The organism is bacterium (assembly GCA_022763185.1).
Lineage (GTDB): Bacteria > Bdellovibrionota_G > JALEGL01 > JALEGL01 > JALEGL01 > JALEGL01.
Map to the genome: position 1 here is coordinate 65,763 of JALEGL010000008.1, position 14,114 is coordinate 79,876.

General features: G+C 36.6%; 16 protein-coding genes. 9 read left to right on the plus strand and 7 right to left on the minus strand.

Translation table 11 applies throughout. The features are described 5' to 3' along the window. Positions 1-8 precede the first annotated feature (8 nt). The 5 genes from MRY82_05415 (at position 9) to MRY82_05435 (ending at position 6,404) form a co-directional block, all read left to right on the plus strand. A complete protein-coding gene (locus MRY82_05415; GenBank protein ID MCI5072364.1) occupies positions 9-1,493 on the plus strand; it encodes a cryptochrome/photolyase family protein in 1,485 nt (494 codons plus the stop codon). After that, positions 1,490-2,251: an SDR family NAD(P)-dependent oxidoreductase gene (locus MRY82_05420; protein ID MCI5072365.1), complete on the plus strand. Its 762-nt coding sequence runs from the start codon at positions 1,490-1,492 to the stop codon at positions 2,249-2,251. The genes MRY82_05415 and MRY82_05420 overlap by 4 nt, the downstream gene beginning before the upstream one ends. A 200-nt stretch (positions 2,252-2,451) precedes the next feature. Next, positions 2,452-2,751, plus strand: coding sequence for an RNA-binding protein (locus tag MRY82_05425; protein ID MCI5072366.1), 300 nt, complete (start codon positions 2,452-2,454; stop codon positions 2,749-2,751). Between the two features lie 160 nt (positions 2,752-2,911). Then, positions 2,912-4,945: a UvrD-helicase domain-containing protein gene (locus tag MRY82_05430; protein MCI5072367.1), complete on the plus strand. Its 2,034-nt coding sequence runs from the start codon at positions 2,912-2,914 to the stop codon at positions 4,943-4,945. A 67-nt stretch (positions 4,946-5,012) separates the two neighbouring features. Next, positions 5,013-6,404: an NAD-dependent epimerase/dehydratase family protein gene (locus tag MRY82_05435; protein ID MCI5072368.1), complete on the plus strand. Its 1,392-nt coding sequence runs from the start codon at positions 5,013-5,015 to the stop codon at positions 6,402-6,404. A 21-nt stretch (positions 6,405-6,425) separates the two neighbouring features. Here MRY82_05435 and MRY82_05440 read toward each other — a convergent pair whose 3' ends face one another. Next, entirely contained in the window at positions 6,426-7,007 is a 582-nt protein-coding gene (locus MRY82_05440; GenBank protein MCI5072369.1) for a 3'-5' exonuclease domain-containing protein 2, read from the minus strand. Positions 7,008-7,103: 96 nt separating this feature from the next. Here MRY82_05440 and mutM point away from each other — a divergent pair, with 96 nt between their 5' ends. Continuing rightward, on the plus strand, positions 7,104-7,949 hold the full coding sequence (gene mutM / locus MRY82_05445) for a bifunctional DNA-formamidopyrimidine glycosylase/DNA-(apurinic or apyrimidinic site) lyase (GenBank protein MCI5072370.1): 846 nt from the start codon (positions 7,104-7,106) through the stop codon (positions 7,947-7,949). Between the two features lie 48 nt (positions 7,950-7,997). Here mutM and MRY82_05450 read toward each other — a convergent pair whose 3' ends face one another. Then, the gene (locus MRY82_05450; protein ID MCI5072371.1) at positions 7,998-8,504 is read right to left on the minus strand and encodes a dihydrofolate reductase; all 507 of its coding nucleotides are present in this window, start codon (positions 8,502-8,504) and stop codon (positions 7,998-8,000) included. Then, positions 8,505-9,311 (minus strand): thymidylate synthase, encoded by an 807-nt coding sequence (locus MRY82_05455; protein ID MCI5072372.1) that lies wholly within the window; start codon positions 9,309-9,311, stop codon positions 8,505-8,507. 125 nt (positions 9,312-9,436) lie between these two features. Here MRY82_05455 and MRY82_05460 point away from each other — a divergent pair, with 125 nt between their 5' ends. After that, a complete protein-coding gene (locus MRY82_05460; GenBank protein MCI5072373.1) occupies positions 9,437-9,973 on the plus strand; it encodes a cytochrome c-type biogenesis protein CcmH in 537 nt (178 codons plus the stop codon). On the opposite strand, the gene MRY82_05465 is transcribed toward MRY82_05460, so the two are convergent. From MRY82_05465 to MRY82_05475, 3 genes are all read right to left on the minus strand, one after another. Next, complete coding sequence (locus MRY82_05465; protein MCI5072374.1) at positions 9,970-10,572, minus strand: DUF924 domain-containing protein; 603 nt, start codon at positions 10,570-10,572, stop codon at positions 9,970-9,972. The genes MRY82_05460 and MRY82_05465 overlap by 4 nt on opposite strands. Before the next feature lie 118 nt (positions 10,573-10,690). After that, a complete protein-coding gene (locus MRY82_05470; GenBank protein MCI5072375.1) occupies positions 10,691-11,287 on the minus strand; it encodes a hypothetical protein in 597 nt (198 codons plus the stop codon). A 45-nt stretch (positions 11,288-11,332) separates the two neighbouring features. Further along, positions 11,333-12,919, minus strand: a complete 1,587-nt coding sequence (locus tag MRY82_05475; GenBank protein MCI5072376.1) for an ATP-dependent DNA helicase — start codon at positions 12,917-12,919, stop codon at positions 11,333-11,335. Positions 12,920-13,000: 81 nt separating this feature from the next. Between MRY82_05475 and MRY82_05480 the strand changes: the two genes are divergently transcribed. Further along, entirely contained in the window at positions 13,001-13,327 is a 327-nt protein-coding gene (locus MRY82_05480; GenBank protein MCI5072377.1) for an FKBP-type peptidyl-prolyl cis-trans isomerase, read from the plus strand. Positions 13,328-13,473: 146 nt separating this feature from the next. Further along, positions 13,474-13,761 (plus strand): YheU family protein, encoded by a 288-nt coding sequence (locus MRY82_05485; protein ID MCI5072378.1) that lies wholly within the window; start codon positions 13,474-13,476, stop codon positions 13,759-13,761. A 142-nt stretch (positions 13,762-13,903) separates the two neighbouring features. On the opposite strand, the gene MRY82_05490 is transcribed toward MRY82_05485, so the two are convergent. Continuing rightward, positions 13,904-14,104, minus strand: coding sequence for a DUF539 domain-containing protein (locus MRY82_05490; protein MCI5072379.1), 201 nt, complete (start codon positions 14,102-14,104; stop codon positions 13,904-13,906). Positions 14,105-14,114: the final 10 nt, after the last annotated feature.

Genomic DNA, 14,114 nt, shown 5'->3' on the forward strand with positions numbered 1-14,114 from the left:
GTTTCAATATGGACAAAGTATTTGTGATTTTAGGGAATCAATTGTTTCCAAAGCAATATCTGGAGAAGTACCAAAACTGTCCATTTTATATGGCAGAAGACTATGGCTTATGTACTTATGTTAAGCACCACAAAAAAAAATTGATCTTGTTTCTCACAGCGATGCGTGACTATTGCGATTATTTAACAGACCTAGGGTATCAAGTGAACTATCAAAGTTTAAATGATGGGACGCAAAGTTATGAAGATCGATTAAAGGAAACTTTTCCCAAGTTAAAAGAAATTATTAGTTTTGAAATTGAAGATAAGTTTTTTGAAAAAAGAATAACACAATTCTGTCATGAAAATAATATTCAATGGACACAGATACCTTCACCCATGTTTTCATGCTCAAGAGATAAGTTTAAGACTTATCTTCAAGAACATAAAAACCCCTTCATGAAAACGTTTTATCAAGTGCAACGCAAAGATTTAAATGTCTTACTGGATAAAAATCAGAAGCCAGAAGGGGGACAGTGGAGCTATGATGAAGACAATAGAAAAAAAATTGGCAAAGAGGTGAAGCTTCCTAAACCCTTTCCCAATATAGAAAAATCAAAACATTTAGAGAATGTGATTGCCTTAGTTAAGGAAAGATTTAAAAGCCACCCTGGGTCCTTGTCTGAAGGTTTTGAGTATGGAACAAATAAAAAGCATTACGAAATCTGCTTGAACTATTTTTTAGACCATAAGCTGAAGGATTTTGGTCAATATCAAGATGCAATCTCAGATAAAGGAGATTTTCTTTTTCATTCAGTACTCTCACCGGGGCTTAATCTAGGCTTAATCACACCCAATGAACTGGTGGATAAGGTTCTAGATCATTATCAAGACAAAGGGACCCCATTGAACTCAATTGAGGGTTTTATACGACAAGTCATTGGTTGGCGAGAGTTTGTTAGAGGCATCTATCAAAATTTCTCAGAAAAACAGGATGAAACCAACCATTGGCAACATCAGAGAAAGCTAAAGGATGTTTGGTATGAAGGTACAACGGGCGTCCCTATTTTAGATGATGCCATTAATAAAGCCCAAAAAACTGGCTATAATCATCATATAGAGCGTTTGATGATTTTAGGTAACATGATGGTCTTATGTGAAATTGAGCCAAAGCAAGCGCATCAATGGTTTATGGAAATGTTTATCGATAGTTCAGATTGGGTTATGGGGCCCAATGTTTATGGCATGGCATTGTTTAGTGATGGTGGAATTTTTGCGACCAAACCGTATATATGCTCTTCAAATTACTGGTTAAAAATGAGCCATTATAAAAAAGGCGATTGGTGTGATATTGTTGACGGGCTTTATTGGCGGTTTATTGCTAAACACAAAGATTACTTTTCTCAAAACCCAAGGTTGAGCATGATGACAAGAATACTGGATAAGATGAAGGTCGACAGAAAAGAAAAAATTTTTAATGAAGCTGAAAATTTTTTGGATAGGGTGACGCAATGAAGAAAAATAATCGAGTTGTTTTGGTCTTAGGGGCAAACCGGGGAATAGGCTTAGGTATTGTTAAAAATTTAATTAAAGATAAAGCCAATTTCAGGATTTATGCCAGCTATAGATCTGAAGAAAGGTCAAAAGAACTCTTAACCTTAGCTCAACAACACAGTAAACAGCTAAAGTGCATTGTTTTTGATGCAATACAGGAGAGTGATTATCGGCAATTATACGAGAATGTGGCATCAAATTCGGAGAGGATAGATCTATGTATCAACTGTATAGGAATCTTGGATGATGGCACGACTTTTCCAGAAAGAAAAATAGAAGATCTAAGTCAAGCCTCATTGATGCAGGCCTATCTTCACAATACCGTACCAACCTTACTCTTAGCAAAACACTTAAAGTCTCTACTCTTTAAAAGTGAACAGCCTAAACTTATTGCAGTTTCAGCAAAAGTGGGAAGCATATCCGATAACCGTTTAGGCGGATGGTATTCCTACAGGCTATCTAAAACAGCATTAAATATGGCCATAAAAAATATATCTATTGAGTTTAAAAGGCGACATCAAGACAGCATCGTTGTGGCCATTCATCCCGGTACTACCGAAACAGACCTATCAAAGCCCTTTATTAAAAATGCTGCAAAAAAGTATATCATTCACCAGCCACAGCAGACAGGGGACCATATTTTAAAGATTATTGAGGGTTTGAGTCCAAATGAGACGGGGTCATTTTTTTCTTGGGATGGTTCTTTAATTCCCTGGTAGGGTGGTTTTGAGATAAATATAATCCTTGCATAATGTTTGCAGCCAGTGTAAAGCGAATATTAGTTAGTTTTTATCAGCTCGGCCGTGAGCGTTCTTTTATTAGATTTCAGTCCATTATCAGATCATTCATCCAAGCTTAAAAAGCTAAGGTTAATTTAAATTGAAGACTTTTTTTAAAGTCACAGGAAAGTAGAAAACAAATGAGTAAAAAAATATTTGTGGGTAATTGTAGTTATAATGTTAATGAAGCTGAGCTACAATCTTTTATTGAATCTTTAGAAATCAGTGTGGTTTCAGCAAAAGTAATCACTGACAGGGAAACTGGCAGATCAAGAGGCTTTGCTTTTGTTGAAGTTGGTGAGAATGAAGATCTAACCCATGTAATCAACACCTTAAATGGTAAAGAGTTGGATGGCAGAAATTTAACAGTCAATGAAGCCAAACAAGAGAATAAAAGAAGCGGCGGCGGTTTTAAAGGCGGTCGTGATCGTAGATACTGATTTTAAACAAAAATCAAATGATCTAAAGGCCCCAAATGCAGGGGCCTTTTTTTTTGAATAATTATAGCGACTTAAAAAGAAAATCACCACAAAAGCATAAACGAAACCTGTGGGAAATAATAAAAAGTAAAAAATAATTGAAAACTTTTGATATCAACGTATGTTGTCACGTTTGATACCCATGCAGCGTTACCTAGAAAAACTAAATCCAGAGCAAGTTGAGGCAGTAAAACATAGTTATGGCCCATTGCTTATTTTGGCTGGAGCAGGGAGTGGTAAAACTACAGTTTTAGTGCAACGTACACAGAGGCTAATTTTAGATGAAGTTGCTCGTGCAGAGGCTATTTTAGTCCTGACTTTTACCAACAAAGCGGCTAGAGAGTTAAAGTTTAGAGTTGCGCAGAAGCTAGATAAAAAACAAGCTCAAGCCATCTATGCCAGTACCTTTCATTCTTTTGGTTTAGACATCATCAAAAAACATCACAATGTTTTAGGATTACCCAAGCGCTTTGGTGTCATTGATCAAAGTGATGCTCAGTCGGTTGTAAAAGAACTGTTAAAGACAACAGTTGATAGTGAAAAAAGTGATTTTGATCTGGATACATTATTGAATTGTATTCAAACACTTAGAGCTGGCAAAGAAATAGCCAATAACTTACAAGATTATCAAGATATGGCTGAAGCCTTATGCTCCAAATATATTGAAAGACTGAGGTCTTTGGGTGTTGTTGATTTTGAGGGCTTAATCCTGGGACCTATAGAAATCTTTGAAAAAAAACCTGATATTCTGAAGCAGTATCAAGATCAATTCCAACAGATCATGGTGGATGAATTTCAAGACACCAATGACATACAGATGCAAATGCTAAAACTTTTAGCACAAAAGCATCAAAATTTAACTGTGGTTGGAGATGATGATCAGTCTATTTATGGTTGGCGTGGAGCACAAATCCAACATATTTTAGATTTTCCAAAAAGATACAAAAATTGCAAAGTGGTGCGCTTGGAAAGAAACTATAGATCCAAAGCCAAAATTTTAGATTTAGCCAACCATATTATTGCAAAAAACAGTACCCGTCATGGCAAAAAACTATTGGCTTCAGGCTATGATGATGATGGCTATGAACCAGAAGTTTTTCTTTATCTCAATGAAGTTGATGAATCTGAAGGCATGGTTACTCAGATAGAGTACTTTAAAAGCAAAGGCTATAAAAACGAAGATATTGCTTTATTGTACCGATCTAACAGTCAAGGAGGGATGATTGAAGCAGCTTTAAGAAAGCAGCAAATACCTTATGTTTTAACCGGTGGAACGGGCTTTTTTAGCCGCAAAGAAATCAAAGATATTTTAGCTTATTTAAAGTGTATGTTTAGGCCAGATGAAATCAGTGTAAGAAGAGCAATGCATACCCCAAGTAAAGGTATTGGTGAAAAAAGTATTCAAACCATCTTTGAATATGCACAAACACATAATATAAGTTTCTTCAAAGCCAGCCAAAAAAGTTTAGAGGGGTTAAATGAAAAGTCGCAGCAAGCCGTAAATCAATTTCATCAGCAACTCAAAGAGTACAAAGATATTTTGCTTAACGGCAAAGAAAAATGTGAAGACCTTTTAGTAAAAATCTTAGAAAAAATAGGCTATAAACGCATGGTCATCAGTTCCTTTAAAGATATTCATACTGCTCAAAAACGTTGGGATTTAGTTTTAACATTTTGTAGAGTCTTAGGTGCATACATTCAAAAAAGTGGAAAAAATGCGCAGTCATTTTTAAAATTTATTGAAAATATGGATTTAGGTGATGTTGAAGAAGATCAAAAAGATGGTGCTTCTGTTCAGCTCATGACTCTTCATGCATGTAAGGGACTAGAATTTCCTGTTGTTATTATTAGCGGCGTTGAAGAAGGAATTTTACCCCACCAACGTTTAGGTCAAGATATTAGTGAGGAGCGACGCTTGTTTTATGTAGGGATCACGCGTGCCAAAGAGCATTTGGTTTTAACCCGTGCCAAAGAAAGAAAAAAGCATGGTAAACTAAAGCCCAGTGCCACCTCAAGGTTTTTAGCTGAAGTTGATGAACCGTTAATTAAAAACTACCAAAGTGCATTTAGACCCCAGGGAGAGAATGAAAGAAAAGCTATGGTAGCCGCACTGTTTGCTAAAATAGATCAAAAAACGGAAAAGCTGAAAGGATAAAGTTTATTGCTAGTCAATAGCGATAAATTTGGTTATCCAGTAGAGAATACTTTTTTTAAAGCTTATTATGGATAGTACAAATATAAATATTGTTATTGCCGGTGCCAGTGGTTACATAGGCCAAGCCATTATTCCGCAAATCCTTGAGCGTTTTCAATCAGCAACTGTTTTTGCTTTATCAAGAAGTAAAATGAGTACGCTTCATCCAAGGCTTACCTGGCGAGAGTGTGATTTGTTTTCTCTAAAATCAATAGAAGAGGCTTTGCCAGAAAAAGTAGACTGTGCAATTTACTTGGTTCACTCTATGGTCCCTACCGCAGCTTTAGATCAGGGCTCTTTTGCAGACTATGACCTGATTTTAGCGGATAATTTTGCCAGGGTTCTAAAACTAAGAAACAATAAGCATATTATCTACCTTGGAGGCCTAATCCCTGAGCAAGAAGATTTATCGTTGCATTTGCAAAGTAGATTGGAAGTAGAGCAAGTCTTTAAAGAGCATAACTTACCACTAACTATTTTTAGAGCAGGTCTAATTGTTGGTACACAAGGCTCGTCATTTCAAATCATGTTGAAATTGGTTCAGCGCTTGCCTGTTATGGTTTGTCCTAAATGGACACAAAACTTAACATCTCCGGTTGATTTAAAAACAGTGGTACAGTCTATTACACGCATAATCTTAAAAAAAGAACATGTTGGAAAAACCTATGATCTGGCAGCTTGTGAGCCATTGAGCTATTTAGAGATGATGCAGCAAACAGCTTCACACATGAACAAAAGAAAGCTCTTTATTCGCTTTCCCTACTTAACACCTAGGCTGTCTAGCTTGTGGGTAAGTCTTGTTACTCAAAGTTCTAAAAATTTGGTTTATCCACTGATAGAATCTTTAAAGTACTCTATGGTTACTCGCCCAGATAAAGAGTTAAAAGGACTTACAAAACAGAGATATTTGGATATTTTAAAAAATCTAGATTTAAGTTTAAAAAAATCAAAGTCATTCTTTAGATTTAAGCCACAACGAAAAACAGTTCGTTCAGTGCAAAGATTGCCATTGCCAAAAAACAAAGACGCATATTGGATTAAAAAACGTTACTTTTTATGGTTAAAGCATGTTTTGAAACCACTGGTGGATATTGTTTATATCTCTCAGCAATCTATATTTAAATTTAAACTGTTTAAGCTCACGATATTAACATTAAAGTTAAATAAACATCGGAGTCACAAAGATCGACAGTTGCTGTATATCAACAAGGGTATATTGGTTGCAGAGAAAAATAGAGGTAGGCTTGAATTTAGAACTGTTCTTAATAATCGATATGTTCTGGCAGCCATTCATGATTATAAACCATCTTTACCTTGGTTTATTTATACATTAACTCAGGCAAAAGTTCATGCTCTGGTCATGAAGTGTTTTGCAAATCATTTAAGAAAAAAGTTAAACACTAAAATGAAGTCGCACTAAGGGTTTAATTTAGGCTGAGTATTAAAGTTTAAGAAGACCTTCGTGAATGAGTAAAGAAACATAAGCATCACAAGCGGCATAATGTATTTGTTTGTCTTTTAAGGTCTTTGCTGCCCAATTAGAAAGTTTAGCACTTTTTTTTAAGCGATGACCGGTAAAAATGACACTTAAGGCATTGAGCCCAAAGTTCTGTAAGCCTTTTTCTTCTGCTAAATCAGCCAACTCTATAAAGCCTTGAGCTTGAAAGTCTCTAAGTTTTTGTAAAGCAATGATATCGTCTCTAACGGCTACACCCAGTTTAAGAATTTTAGCTGAGCTTAAGATGTTTGATAAATCTGGACTTAGGGCTTGTTGTTTCAGCTGAAATAAATAAGCATCGGTTTTTGTTGCCAGTTGTAGAAGTGCCACAGGATTGTTTTGTCCTTTTCTAAAGTTAGGCCGTGTTTCTGTATCAAAGCCTAAAATTTCTTCTTTGTTTAAATGTTGGCAAACTTCAATTTGCTGTTCATAGTCTTGAACAATATGAATGGTACCGGGATACTGTAAAAATGGAAATTCATTTATTTCTTGTTTGCTCAGTTTTTTGCGACCGTCAATGAACACAGTACTTTGCCTTAGACCATGCTCAAAACAATTTGTAAAGAATCTGTAAGGCTATTTCTTGTTTAACGGTTAAAAAATAGATATGGCCTATGTCATATGCCGGAACTTCCAGAAGTTGAAACTGTGTGTCAAGGGCTTTCTCAATTGATCGAGAAAGAAGCTGAGGTCAACCATATTCAAGTCTATACAAAAAAATTACGTTTTGACCTGCCAGAAAACATTGACCAGACCCTATTTGGTCAAAAGCTTCAGTATTTTTCAAGGAGAGCCAAGTATATTTTATGGCACTTTGATCAACATATCATGATCAGTCACTTGGGGATGACGGGATCATGGAGAGAGTTTAAAGCCAAGGATATAAGAAAGCATGATCACTTTGTTATAGGATTTAAAGGTGATCAAACCTTGGTTTACAATGACCCAAGACGGTTTGGGTTTATAGATATATCTAAGCAAAAAAATATTTCAGAGCATAAATTTTTAAAGCATTTAGGTCCTGAGCCATTATCCGATCAATTCAATCATAACTATTTACAAAACTACTGCAAGAATAAAACGGCGGCCATTAAATCTGTGATTATGGATCAACGCTGTGTTGTAGGTGTGGGAAATATTTATGCCTGTGAAGCCTTGTTCCAAAGTAAGCTTCATCCTTTGACACCTGCCAAAGATATTAGTGAGTTTAATCTTAAACAATTGGTTAAAAGTATTAAAAGTGTTTTATCTCTGGCCATTGAAGCAGGTGGATCTACCATCAAAGATTTTAAGCAAGCCGGTGGTGAGAAGGGCTATTTTCAACATCAGTTTTTAGTCTATGGTAAAGCCAACGAGACCTGTCCAAGCTGTAAACAGTATACAATTAAAAATTTAAGAGTAGGGGGCAGAAGCAGCTTTTTTTGTCCACAGTGTCAGCCAGAAATATCCGTACGGTATGGCAAATAATGGTTTAATAGACATTAAAGTAGCCAAAGGTAGCCGCGGTACCTTTGGCTACTTTGTTTTGATACGCGCAAACTTTTTAAATACCCAAGCGGGTTGTGTTTCACTGATAGCCGGATGTTGTTTTTCTTCAACAATATCCCATTGTGTTTGATCAAAGTCTGGAAAAAAGGCATCGCCATTTGGAATATTGAAATCAATTTCGGACAAGTACAAGTAATCACAAAACTCTAAGCATTGTTCATAAATTTGTGCGCCCCCACAAATAAACAGCTCTGTTTCTCCCGCATTTTTTGCATGTGTTATAGCGGATTCAATACTTTTAAACCACAAGACACTGGGATGGGTCATGCTTGGCTCTTGTCTAGAAACAACCAAATGCGTGCGTTTGGGTAATACCCCGGGCAGGGCTTCTAAAGATTTGCGACCCATTAAAATATGGTGATTGAGGGTTGTGCGTTTAAAGTGAGCAAACTCTTGCGGAATATGCCAAGGCATATCGTTATTTTTACCAATGACTTTGTTTTTGCTGTGCGCAGCAATGGCAGAGATCAGCATTTAGACAGCAACCTCAGCTTTAATTGCAGGATGACATTGATAGTTGATCAGTTCAAAGTCATCGTAGTGATATGAAAAAATGTCTTTAGGTTTGCGCTTGATCAACATCGTAGGCTTAGGAAAAGTTTCCCGACTTAATTGGGTTTGCACTTGTTCAAAGTGATTTTGGTACAGATGCACATCACCAAAACTGTGGACAAAGTCACCGTAGTCATAATCTAAGACATTGGCAATCATCATGGTGAGTAAAGCATAGCTGGCAATATTAAAAGGTACGCCCAAAAAGTAATCCGCAGAGCGTTGGTAAAGCTGACAGGACAAACGGGGTTTTTCTTTATTAAGAGAGACATAAAACTGAAACATTGTATGACAAGGGGGAAGCGCCATTTTTTCTACATCAGCTACATTCCAGGCAGAAACAATATGCCGCCGAGAGTGCGGATTGTTTTTTAAGCCACGCATTAAATTTTGAATTTGGTCAATACTTTCATTGTTAGGCGTTTGCCAACTGCGCCATTGTTTGCCATACACCGGACCTAAGTCACCCTTTTCATCCGCCCATTCATCCCATATGCGGACTTTATTTTCTTTGAGGTAGGCAATGTTGGTGTCGCCTTGTAAAAACCATAGCAGCTCATGAATAATAGATTTAAGATGACATTTCTTGGTGGTGACCAAAGGAAAACCTTCTTGTAAATTAAAGCGCAACTGCGCGCCAAACAATGATCGAGTACCTACACCAGTTCTATCTGTGCGGTCTTCACCCTTTTCCATAATGTGTTGCATAAGTTGAAGATAATTGCGCATAAAAACTTAATATCGTTCATCAAGCCAATCATCAAGAAAAAATAGATACTGGGTTTTTGAAGGTAAATATGAGTCACATTGCTCAAGAATTTGATCAAATGCAGATTATGCGAGATATATGAAATGTGAATGCATTGAAATTTTTTATAAGTGTAATCATTCTTGTGTTGAGTAGTAGTGTTCAGGCCCAACTCCCTCAGTTGAATCCTGAGCAAGAAAAACGAGCCCAAGCCATAGATAAACGATTAATGGCCCCTTGTTGTTGGGCTAAAACTGTTGCTGAAGATAATTCAGGCATGGCTTTTGGCGTTAGGGAGCAAGTTAGGACTTTAATTTTAGCTGGAAAAAGTAATGCAGAGGTTTTAGCTTATTTTGAGGCTGAGTATGGAGAAAAAATTTTAAGTAGTCCAAAAAAAGAAAACTTTAACCTCTTACTGTGGATTCTACCTTTTATTCTTATGCCGCTGTTAATGTTTGGGGTGTATAAAATTATTTTATCATGGAGGAAGCCTGTGTCTTCTGATGGGAAAAAATCAGCTGCACAACTGCCTTTTATCAAAGAAGATGTGGTTTCTGAGCACGACAAGTCCAAAAACAAATCAGAAGACTATGCTAAGTATGCCAAGCAATTGGATCAAGAGCTTTATGGAGACGACACTTAAAAAGAACTTCCAGGTTGTTTAAGAAATTCAATTTCTTCTGGGCTGCTGGTGCGGTTTAAAATTTTATTTCTATGAGGAAAACGTCCAAACTGGGCAATAATATCGTAATGTTTAACAGCATAAATATAGTGTTCAGTGAAGGTTTTGTCTTTGTCCATCAGTTGTTTGAACATTTTAAGACTTAATCGTTGCATGTTTAAGTTCTCACTATGCTCAAGGGGCAAGTAAAAAAACACTTTTTCTAAGGGGTGCAAGGCTTGGTCTATATTTTTCTTTAAGCCTTCTAAAGCTAAGTTGAGAGCCGCATGGTCATAGGCATACATTTGATCACTGTCTCTGAAGATATTTCTGGAAAATTGATCCAGTAAAACAATCAGCGAAACATAGCTTTGTGGGTTGGATTTCCATTCAGAAAACCGTCTGCCTGCAGAAAAGTCTTTCAATAAGGGTAAAAATTGTTCACGCATATAGCGGTCTACCTCAGGATTTTTTCCAAACCAGAGCTGTCCTCGCTCCTTAAGGTATGTTTTATCTAGAGATAGATCTTTAAACCAATATTCATGAATATTCTGCCAATTAGAATGATGGTGTAGCTGCATGGTAAATATTTACATCAAAAAGATAAAAAAAGTAAGGTATTTAAACCTAAACTAGGTTAGTTAACATAAAGATCTCTCACATTAGAAATTTATTGTGTTAACAGGTGGTTCTATATACTTAGCTGCTGGCTAACTGACAGTTTGAATCCTCTAAGGTATCTACCAGCCTCTGTATAGCTCTGAAAAAGCGATTATAATTTTCAATCGCGTAACTAGATGTTGAGAAAACTTTATCATCATACAGCACCTCCCAATTTTGCAGCGTTTTAACAATTGTTTGTTGATATTCAGGTGCACAAGAAACAATGATTTTACTGTCTGAAAACACGGGCATGTACTTGTTTATATAAGCATACTGCTTTGGATCTTCATAGTACATAAGAACATCATCGACTTTCTCATAAATTATACCATCCTCTAGTATATAATTAGACTCATAGTTATTGATATAAACAGATAAATGATGGTGATGTTGTTCATGTTCAAATACTTTGTTACCCATCGAAAAAGTTAACTGATAATTAACAACAACCAAAAACTCTTTGCCTGTATGCATATCCAATTCAAATTGCATTTCAGGATTGCTCTCAATAAGAACATAACGATTATTTTGTAACGCTTGATAAATCTTATCAAAAAACTCCAACCCTTGTGCATGAGCAAAAGTAGTGTGTGCAAAAAGCAATAGTAATATAAAATGTTTCCCCCGATACATTCCTTATCTATAGCGGATATGAAGGTGGAAATGCAAGCATAATATTCAGGGTGAAGTTTCTAAAACTTCAACCAACTCTTTACCAAACTGTCTAATTTTATAGCTGCCTAAACCATGTACAGCTTTTAAATCTGTTTTGGATTGTGGGTTTTTCATGGCCAAGTCATGCAAGGTTTTATTGCTAAAAACCATAAAAGCTGGAATATCTTTTTGCTTGGCGTAATCATAGCGCCATTGTTTGAGATGTTTCATGCGCAAAAGTTCAGTATTGTCCAAGGGGCGGTTGTCTACTGGGATGACTTTTTTTTTGCTGGATGCTTTTTTCTTTTTTGCTTTTGCGCCAGTTGGAGTTGCTTTTTTCCGGAGTTTGGTTTTTGGCATTGTTGGTGACAACACAACTTTACGATTAGAATCGGGTGAACAGCTGTCACAATGGCCACAGTTTTCAATTCTCTGAGTATCTTTGAAATAGGTTAAAATTTCACTGTGACGGCATTCAGCACCTTCAGCATAATTGATCATGGCATCGAGGGCATTCCATTTGTTTTGGATGATTTTTTGGTTGGCTTTGCTTTGGCGGATGAAAAAGCTTTGTAAGCCATAGTCTTTTTTAGAATACAAGAGTATGCAGGTAGCATTTTGACCATCTCTGCCGGCTCTACCTATTTCTTGGTAATAAGATTCAATATTGGCAGGCATTTGATAGTGAATGATTTTTCTAACATTGGGCGTATCGACACCCATACCAAAAGCATTGGTGGCAATGAGCACTCTGATTTGTCCAGATTCATAGCGGTTTTGAACATCATCTCTTTGATCTGCACTTAAACCCGCATGGTAGTAAGCAATTTTGCTAAACTGACTAAAAAAGTGATCAAATAAACTTTCACATTGCTTGCGTGTTCCAGCGTATATGATGATTCGATGATCAGGGTCTTTACTTAAAGCTTGATGAATAAAGTCATACTTTAAATTTTCATTGCTGCAGTATTCAACTTGATAGAATAAATTAGGTCGATAAAAACCATAAATGTGTTTTTGAGGTTTTTTTAGTCTAAGCTGCTCTGAAATATCATCAAGAACCATGGGAGTCGCGGTTGCGGTGGTGGCTAAAACAGGAACATTTGGGTGAACTGTTCTTAAGTCATGCAAACGAGCATAATCTTCTCTAAAATCATGTCCCCACTGTGATACGCAGTGGGCTTCATCAACAGCAAAAAGCTTGGGATCTTGCTCTTGCAACCAATTCATAAAGTTTTCATTTTGTATACGCTCTGGAGAAACATAGAGAAGATAGCTTTCATTACGTGCGGTATGATAGGCAATATTCTGAAAAATCATTCGTCGTTGAGCAGCTGTTTGAGCAGAGTGAAAAAAGCCAGCGGGAATATTTTTTGAGTTTAAAAATGAAACTTGGTCACGCATGAGGGAAATCAGCGGCGAAATCACTAAAGTTAAGCCCTTAAATTGCAAGGCTGGAACTTGATAACAAATAGACTTACCTCCACCAGTGGGCATAACCGCCAAGGTATCTTGGCCAGATAAAATTGAGTCTATGATGGCTTCTTGACCTTTTCTAAAATCATCAAAACCAAATTGAGTATTTAAAATGTTTTGTGCATCATCCAGCATGAAGACTCATGATATACCTATAAACTTGATTTTTGCACACAAATTGTTGTGCTTTAGATAATTATTGCGTAAGTTGAGTGTATGAATGATTTAAATATTGAAACATTAAAAGAGGGCACAGGTGCAGAAGTTGAATCTGGTGCTAGGGTTAAAGTACATTATACCGGTTGGTTAACCGATGGCACAAAGTTTGATTCGTCTGTGGACCGTGGAGAGCCATTTGAGTTTGCTTTAGGTGCGGGTCAAGTTATTGAAGGCTGGGATAGAGGTGTTATGGGCATGAAGCAAGGAGAAAAACGTAAGTTAACCATTGCTTCAAGTATGGCCTATGGTGAGCACGGTGCTGGTGGCGTTATTCCTCCCAATGCTACCTTGGTTTTTGAGGTAGAGCTTCTAGACTTTAAATAACTGTACAATCTTTAAGTTTAAGAATTGTGCCAGCTGTTCCGATTATTTTTATGAGAAGTGAAGGCCTTGAGGGCGCTAGCCCGATCAGCCGAACCTTCATAAAAATAATCTGCAGTAACTTGAGGTCAATAGATATTTGATAAGTAATGGAAAACAATAATATTCATGTTGAGCTGGATGAGGATAGCCCCAAACCAGTTTTAATCCCTAAAGACAAAATTCCTAAAGATACTTTGATGGCTTTAATTGAAGCCTTTGTCCTGCGTGAAGGTACAGATTATGGAACAATTGAGTATTCTTTAGAAGAAAAACAAAAACATGTTCTAAAGCTAATTGAATCGGGAGATGTTGTTGTAACGTTTGATTTTGTTACTGAAAGCCCAAGTTTGATGACATTTTCAACGTATAAAGAGCTCACACAAGTTAGACAGTGAAATATATCAAGATGGTGAGTAAAGCTAACTGAATAAGCTTATCCAACATCTATTTACAATAGGAGTATATTCTTTCTCTTTTTATTTTATAAGAAAGTCTAAGTGCTTAAAAGACTCTACTGTATTGCAAAAAAAATAAGCCTTACGACGAACTAAGAATTTGTTGCTTTAATTCTTCAACTTCTTTGGGAGCACAGGCTTCGCAGATGGTTCTTCCGTCATCGGTTTTAAATTTGTTGAGTCCGCCGCAAGTGCCTTTGATGGCTTTGCCTTGCAGTAAGCCCAGGGACATCAGCACAAAAAACAAAGCAAAAAAAGCAATACTGATTAAAACGTAAGTCATGTTGTGTTCT